This window comes from Sphingobacterium sp. GW821-FHT03E03, assembly GCF_059420745.1.
Window position 1 is genome coordinate 231,202 of record NZ_JBWKUH010000004.1, and the last position, 15,899, is coordinate 247,100.

Genomic DNA, 15,899 nt, shown 5'->3' on the forward strand with positions numbered 1-15,899 from the left:
GGAGTTTTTTTGCCAATAAACTGAGCGTAGTGAGATCACTGATATGTTACGGAATCAATACAAAGCAGATATTTTAATAAAAAAAGGGAAGTTTAAACTTCCCTTTTTTTATTTATTTCTTTTTCAATTTCATCGTCATTTTTGCTTTTTCACCACCTCCATAATTGAAAGTTTTGGCGTTACTTTCCTTCTTTTGGTGAAAAGCTCCACCACGGGAACTATCTTCTTGTTCCTCCTTGGTTGATTTTTTCTTTTTATCACCTGTAGGATTGTAAATCTGCAGATCCTCCGGAAGATCCAGTACATCCATTCGCTTACCCACAGCCTGTTCTATTTTTCTGACCATAGGGAGTTCCAGATCGGTCGTAAATGTCAATACCACGGAGTCCTCATTTTCGTCATTTTTGACTAAATGGTTTAAAAATTCCTCTTTTTCATTTGGCAATTCAAATTGAAAAATAAAAGGAATATTTGCGAGATCAACTGCATTGGTATTTTCGCGGGCAATAATCAAAACACGAGTTTGCTCACTTTCTATAAAGTCTGCTGTTGTTTCAAAGCCAAAATCATCATAAAATAGTGGATTTAGAATAGCGATTTCCTCTTTCCCTTGTTGAAATAGGCTAGTAGCAAGCTTTTGTGCTGTAAGCTTTGAATTTACAAAAACAATCACTTTTTGAAAAACCTCTTTATCTTGTAGAAGGTAATTCAGTAGATTGATTTTTGTGGTGAAATTGGGAAGATGGTACAATAAAAGATCTAAAGTGTCAATGGTTTTATTCTCCAATTCATCCACTTCGATCAAAGCATAATCCTCATTTAAATGCTTGTCAATCATGTCATACAGCTTCTGATGTTCAACAGTGCTGAAGACCAGGTGTTGTACTTTACCACAACTTTCTGCTAATTCTCTTACAGGATTTTGCATGCCCTGTTTGATGATTTCTTCTGCATCATCAATAATTAATGTTTGGATACGGTTTAGATTGAGGGCTAATTTGAGATAGATTGCCCGTGCACGGTTCGGTGTTGCAACTACAATGTCCTTTCCAGCAACTAATTCTTCTATTTCTTCTTCCATACTTCCCCCTGCACGTAATCCAATAATACGAAGATCTCTATTTTTGCTTAGTTGGTAAAATTTTTCAACGATCTCGTCGATGCGTTCTTCATTGGGAGCCAAGATTAAAAACTTAGGTGCCTCATCATCCGTGAATTTTAATTTCATCAAGGTAGATAATACATAAGTTGTGGTCTTGCCCGCTCCTTCAGGAGCAATCGCAATAACATCCTGTCCGCCAAGAATTCTGGAAATACACCTACTCTGAACTTCCTTTGGAGCCAAATAACCGAGCTCGGTCATCGTAGCAGTCAATCTTTTGCTTAGTTTTAGTTTCTCTAACGACACGTATCCTTTAGTTTATGTAAGTTGCAAAAATACACATTTAGTTTTTAGATCAGCTAATGTGCGCCCATTTTTGAAAAGACATTGATAATAATTACCCCAGCGACGATCAATATCATTCCGATCACTGTTGGAGTGTCAGGAATCTGTTTAAACAAAATCATGCCTATCAATGTAATGGCAACAATACCAACCCCCGACCAGATTGCATAGGATATTCCGACAGGAAGGTATTTCAATGTGATGCTCAGGAAATAAAAAGCGATGATGTAACCAATGATACAGATGGCGGTAGGTTTCCATAAGGTAAACCCCTCAGATTTCTTTAGGAAAGTCGTAGCGAAAATTTCTGCCGCAATAGCAAGAAACAAGTATAAATATTTTATCATTATCGAGTCTTTTCTGATCTAGTGAAGTACTGTATGCAAAGCTACACTTTTTGCTATTCACTTTGCCTCAATGGTATTGTATTTAGGAGATTGCAGCTATTGAGTTGGTACAAATACAGCGCTTGTACAGCGATCAGGGTAATTTTGACGGTAATTATAATTGTTTATAATGGTAAATTTATCTAAGTTTGACCAATCCACTAATGGGAATTAATAGACTTTATGAGGTATATTCGTTTTTTTTTAAAAACCTTTATTATATGCTTAGTTTTTCTATTCTCTTGCTGTCAGCTGTATGCCCAAGAACAGTTGCAGGAGCTACAGAAATCATACTACAATCTTCCATTGGGGAGTAAGGAGCGGTTTCTGTTGACCGGAAAATATGCGCAGGCGCTATATTTCGCCAATGAGAAAGCATTGGCAAGTCAGTTGCTCAATGATAATATTCAATTGGCCAAAAATTACCCCGACAAACAATACTATGCCTATTTAAATTGCATCGCGGCAATGAATAGTTATAACGATCGCCTCTTTGAGAAATCGCGTTTTTACCTGGAACATGCAAAGTCTGTTCTTCCCATAATCAATGATAACGGTATCAAGGGATATATTCATTATTGTGATGGCTGGATTATGACAAGACAGAATAAGGAGGATCAGGCTGTTTCCCAGTTTCATAAAGCAATTTCTTTTTTGGAAAAAGCCCCTCAGACAGATGCGAATATAGCCCGTAAATTGGCGATATATAAAGAATTGACGGCTATTTACGCCAATCAGCGGAATTACGAATTTCAGGAGAAGTACACGAACCTTTTATTGGAGACAGCGAAAGCAGGTCAGAATACGAATAGTTTATTTGATGCCTATATGCAAGCTGGTTACCTATTTGAGGAGGAATATCGGTCAAACCGAACAGATCAGCAACTTTTGAAGAAAGCCGAAGAACATTATCTGGAAGCTTACCGAATAGCAAAAACTAATCAGAAAAATCTTATTAATCCGACAGATATGGCCTATGTCTCGGTGAATCTAGCTAATCTGTATCATGAATTTTATCCGGAGAATGGTAGTAAAAAGGCGATTTCATTTGCCCAACAGGCCTTGGAAATTGCACAGGAAACAGGACAATATGCCATCTCTGTTCCAGCCTATGGTGTATTGGCTGACGAGGCATTTAAAAGCGGCTATCGGGATCAGGGCAAAAAGTATCTGCAACAAGCGCTTTACAACCTGCAGCGAGAGCCACATTATGATTATCAGATGGGATTAAGTCTTTTTAGTAGACTGGCTGAAGTGAGTGTCGAAGAGGGAAAATACGAAGAGGCATTTCAATATCAAAAAAGTTATATTAATGTTTTCGAGGAGGCATTCAACTCGGATAAATTGGATAAAACCAAACAACTTGAAATAAAATATGAACGGGAACTGCAAAACCAAAAATTAATGCGTCTTCGTTTAGAGGGGGAGAAAAAGGGACAGCAGATCAAATTGATGAAAGCGCTTAATGACCGACAGAATCAATTGGTTGAAAATTTAAAATTAAACGAACTAAACCGTACCCAACAGTTGAAAGTACTTCAGCTTGAGCGTGACAAAAAGGAACAGGACTTGCAATTAAGCCGCTTGGAGAATGAACAACGATTACAGGAACTTGATGTTTCCAAGCAGGAGATTGCCTTTAAATCACGCATGAATTCAATTTATATCTGGTTATTTATTAGCTGTTTAATCGCTGTCATCTTATTGTGTTATGCCTACTGGCAACGTTCCAAGACACTAAAGCAAAAGGAACACATGCATGGACTTGAAATCGAAAAAAATAATCAGCAACATGCCATCAAAAATCTGACGGCGATGTTGGCAGGGGAAGAGAAGGAGCGGACACGTCTGGCTAGAGACCTGCACGATGGCTTAGGAGGATTGCTGTCAAGTACGAAATTGGGTTTATCCTCAATTAGCGATGGGGACACCGAACAGCCTTCAGTTAAGAATAGTATTACGCGGAGTATCGAACTGCTGGATGATGCTGTGGATGAATTGCGTCGACTTGCACATAACCTGATGCCGGACCTAATTGTCAAATATGGTCTAGAGGAAGCCTTAAAGGATTATGCCGCACGGATGAGTCAACCAAATTGTCAGGTAGAAAGTGAATTTATCCAATTTGAATCAAAATTAAGTGTAGAACATCAGATTTCCTTATATAGAATAATCCAAGAACTGGTAAACAATGCATTGAAGCATGCCGCAGCAAGCAATATCTTCATACAACTTTCTGTATATAATGAACGTTTACATATTACTATTGAAGATGATGGCAAGGGATTTGATACCGAAAAGATAGATTTACAACATTCTGCAGGCATGCACAATATACAGTCAAGACTTTCTTTTCTACATGGCGACATGAAGGTTATATCCGCCATCGGCGAAGGAACTACCATAGAAATTGAAATGCCTGTTGTTTAATTAATAACTTAAGATGATAAAGATAGCGATTACAGACGATCACCCGCTGTTGTTGGAGGGATTAAAAAATATTATCAATTCCCACGAAGATTTTGAAGTTGTGGGTATGTATGCAAGTGCAGCAGAACTATTTAAAAACATTGTAGCAGATGCACCGCTTGTATTGTTATTGGATATCAATCTTCCCGATGCAAATGGAATAGATCTAGTCAAGGGGCTGAAAGAAGCCCATAAAGAGCTGAAAATAGTAGCCTTTAGTGTGCATAATGAATTGGCGGTTATCAATAGTATTTTGAATGAGGGGGCAGATGCTTATCTTCAAAAAAATGCCACCGGCAATGAAATCATTACCGCCATATCCGATGTTTTGGTGGGCAAGCGGTACATCTGTGAGAAAACCCAAGTTATACTCAATAAGAAAACAGATGCCGGACTGAAACAAGTTCCCAAGCTTACACGTCGTGAAAAGGAGATATTGACCTTTGTGGCCAAAGGACTGACGACCAATCAGATTGCCGAATCCCTGTTTATTAGTTCCCATACTGTGGAGAGCCATCGTAAAAACTTAATGGAAAAATTTCAGACGAAAAGTGTAACTGCGGCGGTCAAATCCGCTATAGAATATGGTTTGATACGTGAAGCTTAGTAGAAATCTGTGAATTACCTGAATTCAGGGATGAGAATAGCCTATTGCATTTGATACATTTGATGCTATAGATAAATAAGAGAAAGTATCAAATGTATATGGTTATATCAGCTAGTTTATTAGGTCGTCCGGGAAGAAAATTGCTTCCCTATTGTTTTGGCGTTATGTTGTCTTTGGGTTTTGGTTCGGTGCAAGCGCAGGGATTTGACACCAAAATACCTGATGGATCGAATACAGTAGTGGCTATTAATCTGGCTAAAGTCGTTGAATACGCAGAAGCTTCCACATTGAATAAGTTGCTGGATCGGATTGGTTTTTTTAAATATTTTGAAAAGAAGGGTATTGACCTGCAAAAGGATTTCCAGCAGACAGGAGTTGATTCGAAGGGAATGGCTATATACTACAGGAATGATAGGGATAGCTTGCTATACGGAGAGTTGATTGTCCCGATCAATGCTGTCAGCCGCTTTGAAAAGTTGTTGAATATGCAGGGGACTTCGCTTCCCGCCTTGAACGGCTATAGCCGATTTAGAACCGCGGATGGTCAATTGCTCGCTTGGAATGCAAAGGAGTTTAGAATTTTAAAAGGTGAGGTTGGTACGACCTATCTTGCCAACGATTCTACTGCCGCAATATATGGGATCGAAAATATAGATTATGCCGCCGCTGCAGTATCTGCCGCCACTGCGGCAGCAGATGAGGCCGAGGCAGCAGCTAATTGTGCTGATTCTGTACCAATGGATTCTACAACGATGGAATGGGATGCATTTGATTTTGATACATTAAAAGCTGAGGTAAAGCAAGAGGAGGGAGAACCTTTGGACGTCTATGCCAGTGTAACCGAGGCTGATACTAGTGCCTATGAAAATCATATCAACTATGATTCACTTGATACCGCTTTCGAGGAGGTGAATAGACGAAATGATTCTATTAAGAATATATTATTGGAAAAATGGTTACTGCGTGAGCAGGAGCAGTTATTGAACGGTAACTATCCAAATATAACTGCACAAGAGCAGGCGCATTTTCTGAAGAATGTGGATATTGCACGTGTATGGCTACCCAAAGTTGAAGGTCTCTATGACGGACTTCGTTCTGTACGTTCCATGGTAGATGCGTATTATCATACAAGCAGTTTCTCTTTGGAAAATGACTATAAGGACATGTTTTTTGACCTGACGCAACAGGGAAATAAAATTACGCTTAAAACCGGTGTAACCCTGGGCAAAGATTTAGTGAAACTGACTAAACAATTGTATGCAAGGAAGCCCAATCCGAAGTTTGCAAAGTATTTAACAGAGGAAACTTTAGGTTATTTTAATGTCAATGTGAATACCGAAGCTTACCTAAAGGAAATACCGGCATTTTTTACTAAAAACCTGAAAAAATATTTTGGAAAAGAGAATGAGGTACTTGAGCTGATGGCTCTTGGACTTGAAATTGCACTGGATGAAAAAGCTGTTGCCAAAATAATGCCCGGGGACAATTTGGTCGTTGTCAATGGAATTACTAATCTGAAGGTCGACTATGTTGATTACGACTATGATGATAATTATGACTTAAAGGAAGTTAATAAGACAAAGGAGGAGAAGGTAGTATCTTTTATCTGGATGTTTACATCCGAAGATCAAAGGATTATCAAAAAGGCATTGGATGTCGCGGTATCAAAGTCTGATGCAAGCTTTGCGGGAGGGATCTATAAAATCAAACAAGGCAATGGCAAAGATTTTCCTTTATACCTGCTGTTCAATGAAGATCTAGTGATGATCAGTAACGATAGCCTACAGTTAAATAAAATTTTGCACAAGGATAACTATCCGACCAAGCCCAATAAATCTTTTGCTAAACTTATGAAAGTAAGTAAATTTTCTGCGGCTTTCCAAACAAAGAAAATACCAGCGCTGACAAAAGATCTAAATCTCGTATTGGGCAATAGCTGGCGATCTACATTAGCAGAATTGAATAATTATGGTAATTTTACCTTGAGTTCTAAAGGAATTGTGGGCGATAAACTGGAAACTGATTTGCAACTTGAACTGCCAGCAAACGCAAACAATGGCTTACAGTTTATGATCAACCAACTGCTTGATGGCATTGTGCCGGATGAACAACCTGAACTGGACAACCCAATTGATATAACTGACAATGATTAAAAAAGGAATAATTTGGACTTTAGGTATTATCGTAGGATTAGTGATAATAGGCTGTGGCATTTACATCATTCGACAACAGCAGTCGTATAAGTCTGTAGTCCATAAAAAGAGTAAGGCTTTATTGACGATTTCTCTGGATGATATCCTATTGAATCAATTTTTCGATAAATGGCAAACTGCACCGAAGGGAGGGCAGGACTTTGCTAAAAAATTGACTAAGCTAAAAGACAATGGAATAGATATCAAGGCCAATGTATTCCTTTTTTCTCTGGAAGACACGACAAAGAACTTTTATGCTTTTTTTGATTTGAAAGATGAGAAGCAATTTCTGACATTCTTAAAAGAGGGGCTGGAAGTTGATTCCATTGAAAATAATGTCGCTCCGGGAGTAAATTATGCTTATCAGGATACAAATAAAATTGCATTTGTTTGGAAGGGTAACACCGTGTTGGTGGGACTGGGTTTTAATCTCGATAAAAAGAAGGATGAGATGATCCAGTTGATCCAGTCGGATACAGAGCGGGTATCTATTGAGAGTTTCATCAATCACCCGAGCGAACTAACCCGTAAATCATTGCGTTATAGTGCTATTTCTTCCAAAAATTTTATTGAATTTGACCTGAAAGGTAGCCGTATTGAGATCGCAGGTGAACTCCAATCTGATACTTGGAATTTTCCACAGGAATATCTCGTCCGGGAATTGGTAAACGAAAATTACATCAGCAAAGGCTGGATCAATTTTCCAAACGAACGATTAAAGACAGCTTTAAAAGACATGCTTGTTGATCTTCCGATTTCGGCAGACTCGATTATGGCCCATGCGAATGGGAATTACGTTGATATCGAAGTTTTAAAAAATCAGGTCGTACAGACAGATACCATTATTAATTATGCGGTGAATGACAATTTTGAAACAGTAGAGGAAAAAACAGCCTATGAAAGTAAAGTGCCAAATGTTCGGTTTGGAATTCGGGGGGATGAGAACTTACCTAAATTTCTCCCCAATAAGTTGTTTTACCAGTGGTTTCAGAAAAATGATGGTCAATTTAGTATATTATCGACGGCTTCAACGATAGACAAGATGCAGGCAAAATATACGAAAACCAATAGTCTTTCACATGTCGCAATTCATCTTGTGGATTGGCCGAATGCTTTAAAAGTCACTCCGATTTTAATGTTGAAGGCGATCGCTTCGGATATGGATCTTACCTTAAAAGTCGCGGGCGCCAATCAGCTTGTTTTTCAGGGGACTATTTGGGATTATTCGCATGAATAATAGGGTTGCGTCACACTAGTATTCCGCTGTTTCTTTGTAAATCCAAAAACATTCTTTACCGGAAGGTGGTTTATTCTTATTGACAAAGATGATCAATATGGATATAAGGACTAAAAGTAGAAGTAAGATAAAGACCTACTGGCGAATTTTGAAGAGTTCAGTTGCCGGATTTTTGAATGAAGATTCAATGAAATATAGTGCTTCTTTATCTTACTATACTGTTTTTTCGATCGGCCCAATACTGGTTTTAATAATTGCGCTGGCAGGTATATTTTATGGTGAAGATGCCATCGAGGGGAAGGTCTTTATGGAACTGCGTGGCTTAGTAGGTAACAGTGCCGCCAAACAGATTCAGGAAGTTATTCAAAATCTCGAACTCTCGGGCAAATCCAACATGGCACTGCTAATTAGCAGCATAACTTTGATATTAGGAGCAACCAGTGTATTTGGAGATATCCAAAATTCAATCAATAAAATCTGGCATGTACGGGCCAAGCCGAAGAAGGGCTGGTTGAAATTGATTCAGGATCGCTTGTTGTCTTCTTCCTTAGTCATTGGTCTGGGATTTTTATTGGTTGTCACCTTGATTATCAATGGTGTAATCTTGGCCCTTACAGGACAATTGCAATGTTATTTTCCCGACATGACAGTGGTGCTGCTTGACGGAATCAACTTTGCGTTATCATTTGGTATTATATTCTTACTCTTTAGTATTATTTTTAAAGTACTTCCCGACGTCAATATTCAATGGCGGACAGTTCGTGCAGGGGCCCTATTTACAGCAGTTTTGTTTATTTTGGGTCGTTATCTGATCGGAATATATCTGGAACATTCAGCGACCCAGGACACCTATGGTGCTGCGGGATCATTTGTCTTGATTTTGCTTTGGGTGTATTATACTGCTGCTATCTTATATTTTGGAGCCATCTATACAAGAGAATACGCAACGGTGATGGGGATTCCGATCGAACCAGCTCAATTTGCCGTACATGTGGAGACTCAGGAAATCGAACGTGCTGGTGGTGAGATTCCTCCAGCTCCGTTGACACAGGAGGAGAAGCGGGTAGAGGCCGACCCAGTAGATGATCCCAAGACCTAGAACGCCCCCGCCTTTTCGGTATCTGTGGTATTATGTTCACGGTATAATTTTTCACCTATAGCACCTTTGTCACCCAAAGCACGTCCCTTAATAAGCCATGAACTGCCAAATAAAAAAAGTGCAATGGCCTCAAATACAAGTGTTGCATACCCAAAGAGCTTAAACGGAATCAAAGCGATACAAACGATTATACCATAGCCACAAAAACGGTAAATATTATTTTCATTCATGACACTAATCGGAATCTCTTTGTTTGGTTCTTGGCCAATAGTAAATACATTGATGGAAAGGAATGCAAACGTCAGAAAAAGTACAGCTGCAAACCCATAATGTAGTTCCTTTAAACCAACTGCAACCAGTGTGCATTGCGTGCAGCTGCTACCAATTGGATCTGTGGGTATAAAGGCAACTCCAATCGCCATAAATCCAGCAAGATTTGTGAGGATATTATCATTTTTCCAAATGACTTTATTTCCATTTCCTTTATAGCAGATTAGAAATAATCCAACGGCAGACAAAGTTCCGGTAAAAATTTCTCTCAGATTTGAAAAATAGTAATGACTGATGGATGGTTGAATGCTGGTGCAGAAAAACTTAAATAAGGACAGCAAAACCAAGATAATAGGTAGAAAGATGCCCAGATAACCGATCGCCCGCCGTAATCTTCGATATGCAAAAAGATTGTGATTCTGAATGTTTTTGATATGCATAAATACAATAAAGATTAGGTTAAAAAGTTTCTTATAGCGTTGCTCGTCCCGAATGGCCGAAAACAGGTTTATTACAACTGAACAGCTATTCTAAAAATTAAACCGCGCGTATTTTATCTACGGGCTTATAACTTTCTGAGTTCGTCATATAGTCTGTCCACATCTTTCTTTTGAAAGAGGGCGGTTCCTTCGGCCATAGTGGTTACCGATCCGCAAGCTATTCCCATACGAAGCAGTTCTTCGGTTGTGCCTTCTCTGGTCAGAACGGATACCATACCTGCAACCATACTATCTCCAGCACCAACAGTACTACGTATTTTTACAAGTGGTGGAACCATCTGAATTTTTTCTGCTGCGGTATACAGCACGGCTCCCTGAGCTCCCAGAGATACGACAACAAGGACAGCTTGGCCCTGTGCAATTATTTGCTTGGCGGCATGATCCAGATCTGTGCTAGCCAGTTCTTCTTTTCCAACAAGAGCGGCCAATTCACCCGCATTTGGTTTCAGCAAATATACGCCTTCCTCCAAAGCAACTTTAAGCGCATCTCCGGAAGTATCTACGATCACTTTGCTTCCTTTTGCTTTATATTTATTGATAAGTAATCCAATAAAGTCCGCGGGAACATCATTTGGGAGGCTACCACTGATGACGACAAAATCAGGTATTGGATTTAATTGGTCAACAATAGCCAAAATGTTTTCCTTCTCTTCCGCTGTAAAGGCTTCACCCGGAAATCCAAATCGATATTGTTGATTGGTGGTCGTATCTATCACAATAAAGTTTTCCCTTGTTTCACTGCTGATATGGATTGGTGTAATATCGAGTTCTTCTTGTTTTAACAATCCCTCCAACATATTGCCCGTTTTTCCTCCAGAGGTAAAAAGTGCGTTTGAAGATATACCAAGTCGTTTGAGCGCACGGCTTACATTAATACCACCACCACCAGCTTCATACTTTGGGGGATTGCAGCGCAGTTTCTTTTCGGGAACAATGTTTTGAACACTTGTACTTTTGTCTACCGAAGGGTTTAATGTAATGGTTAATACAGTTTTTTTCATCATATTGCTTTCATTAAACTTAGGATTTTCCCTATGCTGAATATATGTTAACATGTAAAAGATAACTCCTAGTAATGTAGTGGAATATCTTTCAAACAAATACAGTCCAATTCCTTTCGTTAATGCCATGACTTCTGAAATGGATTAAAGTAAGGTATGCTATATGAAGATAACCGTTATTTGTTAATTTACATTCAATTTTTTATAAAATTATTAGGCTGCTTTCAGGAAGCTCTTTGTTTCCCTTTTGGTATTTTATGATTGATATATTCATCTTCGATCACGTGGATAATGGTTAGGCTGTATTTAATATGCAATAGCTTTGTCAATCTAGATTGAGCTAAAAAGATCACTATAATTTTTTATTTAAATGATAAGACAACGAATAGATAGGGAAGTAAAGTAATAATAATCAGTAAGACTTTTTACAATATATTTTCTCTGGAAACGAGGGTTAGCAAATCAGTCGTATTACTCACATTAAATTTTTGCAGAAGGTACTTGCAATAAGTGTCTATCGTTGAGTTGCTTAAAAGCAATAGGTCTGCAATTTCAGCTATTTTTTTCCCTTGAACTAGGTAGCGCAATAGTTCTCGTTCACGTCTGGTTAGGGTAGGTAGGGGACTTGGATTGTCTAAAGATCTATTTAATAGATTATCTGCTTCAGGACTTAAGACAATCTCGCCACGCATCACTTTTTCAATCGCTTCCAAGATCTCGGTAGCCTCGGTATTTTTGAGAATAAAACCGGATCCTCCTTGTTGCAGGAGTTCAACAATTGTACTTCTTTCAAGTGCGCTGCTCATTCCCAATACACGAACCACAGGGAACTTTTCTTTAACCTCCTTACAGACATCAATTCCACGTCCATCACTGAGAAACATATCCACCAAAAGCAGATCCACAGGCTTGGCCCTGATAAAATCGTTAAATAGCATAATACTCGGAAAACCGATGACTGTTGCATTGGTGATATTTCTCCTGATAATTTCTTGGATACCATCCAATACCATTGGATGATCATCTAATATGGCTATAACGAATTCTCTATCGTACATAAATCTCAATATTTACGGAGGTTCCATTTCCTGGGTCACTATCAATTGACAATGTCCCTTTAAGAAAGTCAACCCGATTCTGAATATTTTTGAGACCTATACCTGTTACGTTTGACATTTGTCCTGTGTCAAATCCCTTACCATTGTCATCTACGGTGATCAAGATAGCATCTTGTTCTTGGATAAGTTGCACCAGAATATTTTTTGCCTTACCGTGTTTGATTGCATTGGTCAATAATTCTTGTACAATGCGGTAGATATGAACAGTATTATTCATGGAATGATCTGACAACAAACCACTGGATTGAAATTCAATCTGTACCTCGGAGCTTATCAGATCTGTACATAGGTCATGTAGTGCTGTCTCAAGCCCATTTTTCAGTAGACTTTCTGGCATCATTCCTCTTGCGGTTCTTCTGAGCTCCCCAATGGCGGAGCGAAGTTGCTCATTTGCCTTTTGGACCATCAATTCTTTATCTGCAGTTGGATCTGAAAGCTTTAGTTTTATTCCGCTTAATGTTCCACCGATACCATCGTGTAAATCACGCGCGATCCGTATACGTTCGCGATCTTCGCCTACAAGTAGCGCCTGCGATATTTTAAGTTCTTGATCCCGGCCGATTTCCTCCAAACGTTTTCTATTATTCTTTTTATTTGTCCTTAGCACATAAAAAAGAAACAACATGACCAATAAGAAAGTAAGAGCGCCAATACCCAAAACTAAATTCAGCAAAACTTGATTTTTGCTTTTTAATACGACTTCACGTTGTTCATTTTCCAATAGGGCAATACGTTTTTCTTTTTCTGCGGTTTGATAGTTGATTTCTAGATTCTGTATCTCTACTTCCATGTTTTCGTATTTCGTGCTATCAGAAATAACTGAATATCGCTTTTGAAAGGTGTAAGCAGTTTTATAATCACCATTTCTGCTGGCCATAAGCGCGACATCCTGTGCATGACTGGCGGCGACCGATTTACGGTCATCCTCTTTTGCCATGTTATATAAAGTAAATGCAGCCTGCTGAGCTGTTTTATTGTCTCCAGCTAAATAGGCAACCTCATATTGTGAATTGTAGAAATCATAGTAATTGGTTCGGCTCTTCAAATTTTTCAGCGCTTTTTCCGCTTGTGCTAGCGCCGCCCTGGATTTTTTTAAATCCTTCTTTCTGACGTAATACCAGGTCAAATAAGCGTAATAACGACAGGAATATAGGGTGGAAGTCCCCACTTGATCTAAATACAACTTGACTTTATCAAGATAGGTTTTCATAAGCACCAGATCATTCTGCCCGTATGTAATTAAAGTGCCTATGAGATAAGTACCAATTTTATGCTCTGGATCAAAATTATTTTTATTTAGAAAATCGATCCCTTTTAGAATATAGAATGTGGCTTTTTCATAATCTTCCAATTCGTTAAAGGTGGCTGCAATGTTTTCCAAGGTTACATGATAAAGCCTATTATCCTTTATCTTTTCAAATATTGGTAGATTTTCAATTAAAAGTTCAACTGCTTTTTTGAGCTGACCAATCACATGGTAATTGGCTGCCAAATTATTTTTTGCATAGGCCACAACGCGCATTTCTTCAGCAGATGTTGCACTTTTTAGGATTTGGACAACCTGATTATTGTAATACTTTGCACTATCCATATGGATCAATATGGTGTGTAGATAACCCATGATCTGGTTGCCCTTTGCCCGATACAGTGGCACCTTTGTTTTTCGGGCAAGTGCAAGCGATATATACCCATACTTGAAGGCAGAAATGCTGTCGCCACGGATAAAATATTCTCGAGCGAGCTTGTTTGATAATGATAGCTTAGCGGTGTCAGATTTTGCTGCCGTAAATTCATTTCTTAAACTATCTATAGCACTGGTATCCTGACCATATGTTGGGGATAGCAGCAGTATAGTTAAGATAAATTGGAAAAGCAGTTTCTTCATCTGAAGTGTTTTAATAGTATGCTTTTCAGTGATTTAAAAAGACTTATTTAGCACATCAACAAACTTATTAAGTATTCTCAATTATTCCAATACATATAAATCGTGAAATTTATCCTCCTATTTATAGGAGGGTAAAGTAAACAGGCCATAAACGTATTCCCAGTTTTGATATTGTATTGTTTATTAAATTTAATATTAAAATTTCAACTAAAATATTTCTAAAAAATATCCTCCGTTTTATACCAGAAGTTATGTTTGGAATCTTGATTCCTGAGCCCTCGAAGATCTACGATTTTTTAACCATTTGTGAATGGGTTCATCATGCCATTTTAAACTTATATAGGCTAATAATATACTGGAAATTAAGATGATCAGTGCATACGGCCAGGCCTGAGCGAAGGTCATCCCTTGATGAATACTGATCCAGGCGACGTAAAAATAAACGATCGGGTAATGTAGGAGGTAAAGCGGGTAGGATATATAGGACAATGGCAAGCAAGAGACTGCAGCACAAAAAGGCATGCATCACTGACATCACCATTATTGCTTGTAATGGCCAGATGGACGAGGGCAAAGAGAGCGAAATGGGGAATTGTAACTGAATGCTGTCAGATATAAGATTGTGACTAGACAGGAAATAAAATGTCCTATCTTTATTTATAAACAATTTGACCTTGTATAAAAGTTTAAATTTTAAGGAATGTATAAATTAGTTATTTTATCCTTGTTTTTGATCAGCTGCACTGAAACAAAGAACAAGACCTCAAATGAGCCAAGAGTTATGAAAGATGTCGCAATAAAATCTATTGAAGTCATCAATACAGGAGGGCAACTAGGATTTCACTCCAGTATGTTTATCGATAAAGACTCCACGCATTATCGTCAAACAGTAGCGGCTAATCTGGCTAATAATTCAGAATATCATAAGAGGACAGTACCTCAGGATTGGGAAAACCTGACAGCTAAAATCAATTTAGCAGAATTTCGGTCTTCGAAGGAAGGTAGAAGCGTTCAGCCTGTAGATGGAATTGATACGAAAATTATTATCGTAAGCAATACCGATACCATCTCAAAAATGAACGCTTATAACAATAGGGTGTGGAATAGCATTGTTGAATATGTATATCACGACAAGAAATAGGATATTGTACTAAAACTGATGCGAATAAAGACAGCTTATTTTTTATATTTAACTGTTATACTATAAAAGTCTCTTTGAAGGTGAGATTGATAATCAACTCTGTAATAAATAGACCTAAAAAATAGTAGTAAACCAAAAAACAAAATATTATGTCATTTGAAACCTATCTTAAAAATATTGAAGAAAAAACTGGAAATTCCCGTTCTGATTTTGAAAGACTTGCCACTGAAAAAGGGTTTACTGAAGGAGGGATATTAAAAAAGGTGTAAAAGCGACTGAGATAATAAACTGGCTCAAAGAAGATTTTCAATTAGGACATGGCCATGCAACAGCAATGTATGCATATATCAATGGTAAACGTGAATAAGTGACGTTAGTACTGAACTATTCTCGTTTTTCTTTCCAAAGAATATCAAAAACAGCAGATAAATGCTGACTATAACAACTGTACATACCAGAATCTCGAATAGGGGCAGATCCAATAATAGTAAATTTTTCATGTGATCAATCTTTTTACCATAAAGTGTAGAAACTTGAGCTGCCAAAT

The 15,899-nt window shown here is 38.2% G+C and carries 13 protein-coding genes; 7 read left to right on the forward strand and 6 right to left on the reverse strand.

Going from position 1 to position 15,899, the window contains the following annotated elements:
• Positions 1-112: 112 nt before the first annotated feature.
• Together AC07UV_RS07425 and AC07UV_RS07430 are read right to left on the reverse strand one after the other, a co-directional pair.
• The gene (locus tag AC07UV_RS07425; protein WP_495183207.1) at positions 113-1,408 is read right to left on the reverse strand and encodes a DEAD/DEAH box helicase; all 1,296 of its coding nucleotides are present in this window, start codon (positions 1,406-1,408) and stop codon (positions 113-115) included.
• A gap of 53 nt (positions 1,409-1,461) precedes the next feature.
• Complete coding sequence (locus AC07UV_RS07430; protein ID WP_495183208.1) at positions 1,462-1,794, reverse strand: DMT family transporter; 333 nt, start codon at positions 1,792-1,794, stop codon at positions 1,462-1,464.
• A 222-nt stretch (positions 1,795-2,016) separates the two neighbouring features.
• Here AC07UV_RS07430 and AC07UV_RS07435 point away from each other — a divergent pair, with 222 nt between their 5' ends.
• From AC07UV_RS07435 to AC07UV_RS07455, 5 genes are all read left to right on the forward strand, one after another.
• Entirely contained in the window at positions 2,017-4,263 is a 2,247-nt protein-coding gene (locus AC07UV_RS07435) for a tetratricopeptide repeat-containing sensor histidine kinase (RefSeq protein ID WP_495183209.1), read from the forward strand.
• A gap of 13 nt (positions 4,264-4,276) precedes the next feature.
• Complete coding sequence (locus AC07UV_RS07440; RefSeq protein WP_282254942.1) at positions 4,277-4,909, forward strand: response regulator; 633 nt, start codon at positions 4,277-4,279, stop codon at positions 4,907-4,909.
• Positions 4,910-5,007: 98 nt separating this feature from the next.
• Entirely contained in the window at positions 5,008-7,062 is a 2,055-nt protein-coding gene (locus AC07UV_RS07445; protein ID WP_495183210.1) for a hypothetical protein, read from the forward strand.
• Positions 7,055-8,338, forward strand: coding sequence for a hypothetical protein (locus AC07UV_RS07450; protein ID WP_495183211.1), 1,284 nt, complete (start codon positions 7,055-7,057; stop codon positions 8,336-8,338). The genes AC07UV_RS07445 and AC07UV_RS07450 overlap by 8 nt, the downstream gene beginning before the upstream one ends.
• A 97-nt stretch (positions 8,339-8,435) precedes the next feature.
• Positions 8,436-9,437: a YihY/virulence factor BrkB family protein gene (locus AC07UV_RS07455; protein WP_495183212.1), complete on the forward strand. Its 1,002-nt coding sequence runs from the start codon at positions 8,436-8,438 to the stop codon at positions 9,435-9,437.
• On the opposite strand, the gene AC07UV_RS07460 is transcribed toward AC07UV_RS07455, so the two are convergent.
• From AC07UV_RS07460 to AC07UV_RS07475, 4 genes are all read right to left on the reverse strand, one after another.
• Positions 9,434-10,147 carry a hypothetical protein gene (locus AC07UV_RS07460; protein WP_495183213.1) on the reverse strand — a complete coding sequence of 238 codons (714 nt, stop codon included), beginning with the start codon at positions 10,145-10,147 and terminating at the stop codon, positions 9,434-9,436. The genes AC07UV_RS07455 and AC07UV_RS07460 overlap by 4 nt on opposite strands.
• 125 nt (positions 10,148-10,272) lie before the next feature.
• Positions 10,273-11,211 carry a 1-phosphofructokinase family hexose kinase gene (locus tag AC07UV_RS07465; protein WP_495183214.1) on the reverse strand — a complete coding sequence of 313 codons (939 nt, stop codon included), beginning with the start codon at positions 11,209-11,211 and terminating at the stop codon, positions 10,273-10,275.
• 422 nt (positions 11,212-11,633) lie between these two features.
• The gene (locus tag AC07UV_RS07470; protein WP_282254935.1) at positions 11,634-12,266 is read right to left on the reverse strand and encodes a response regulator; all 633 of its coding nucleotides are present in this window, start codon (positions 12,264-12,266) and stop codon (positions 11,634-11,636) included.
• Complete coding sequence (locus AC07UV_RS07475) at positions 12,256-14,211, reverse strand: ATP-binding protein (protein WP_495183215.1); 1,956 nt, start codon at positions 14,209-14,211, stop codon at positions 12,256-12,258. Before AC07UV_RS07475 ends, AC07UV_RS07470 begins: the two co-directional genes overlap by 11 nt.
• A 700-nt stretch (positions 14,212-14,911) precedes the next feature.
• Between AC07UV_RS07475 and AC07UV_RS07480 the strand changes: the two genes are divergently transcribed.
• Positions 14,912-15,352: a hypothetical protein gene (locus tag AC07UV_RS07480; protein WP_495183216.1), complete on the forward strand. Its 441-nt coding sequence runs from the start codon at positions 14,912-14,914 to the stop codon at positions 15,350-15,352.
• 283 nt (positions 15,353-15,635) lie between these two features.
• Positions 15,636-15,719 (forward strand): DUF4287 domain-containing protein, encoded by an 84-nt coding sequence (locus AC07UV_RS07485; protein WP_495183259.1) that lies wholly within the window; start codon positions 15,636-15,638, stop codon positions 15,717-15,719.
• Positions 15,720-15,899 lie beyond the last annotated feature (180 nt).

Excerpts from the sequence above, each read along its gene's own strand:
- AC07UV_RS07465 (WP_495183214.1), bottom strand. The coding sequence starts at position 11,211 with ATGATGAAAAAAACTGTATTAACCATTACATTAAACCCTTCGGTAGAC.
- AC07UV_RS07460 (WP_495183213.1), bottom strand. The coding sequence starts at position 10,147 with ATGCATATCAAAAACATTCAGAATCACAATCTTTTTGCATATCGAAGA.
- AC07UV_RS07445 (WP_495183210.1), top strand. The coding sequence starts at position 5,008 with ATGGTTATATCAGCTAGTTTATTAGGTCGTCCGGGAAGAAAATTGCTT.
- AC07UV_RS07430 (WP_495183208.1), bottom strand. The coding sequence starts at position 1,794 with ATGATAAAATATTTATACTTGTTTCTTGCTATTGCGGCAGAAATTTTC.
- AC07UV_RS07435 (WP_495183209.1), top strand. The coding sequence starts at position 2,017 with ATGAGGTATATTCGTTTTTTTTTAAAAACCTTTATTATATGCTTAGTT.
- AC07UV_RS07455 (WP_495183212.1), top strand. The coding sequence starts at position 8,436 with ATGGATATAAGGACTAAAAGTAGAAGTAAGATAAAGACCTACTGGCGA.
- AC07UV_RS07450 (WP_495183211.1), top strand. The coding sequence starts at position 7,055 with ATGATTAAAAAAGGAATAATTTGGACTTTAGGTATTATCGTAGGATTA.
- AC07UV_RS07470 (WP_282254935.1), bottom strand. The coding sequence starts at position 12,266 with ATGTACGATAGAGAATTCGTTATAGCCATATTAGATGATCATCCAATG.
- AC07UV_RS07475 (WP_495183215.1), bottom strand. The coding sequence starts at position 14,211 with ATGAAGAAACTGCTTTTCCAATTTATCTTAACTATACTGCTGCTATCC.
- AC07UV_RS07440 (WP_282254942.1), top strand. The coding sequence starts at position 4,277 with ATGATAAAGATAGCGATTACAGACGATCACCCGCTGTTGTTGGAGGGA.
- AC07UV_RS07480 (WP_495183216.1), top strand. The coding sequence starts at position 14,912 with ATGTATAAATTAGTTATTTTATCCTTGTTTTTGATCAGCTGCACTGAA.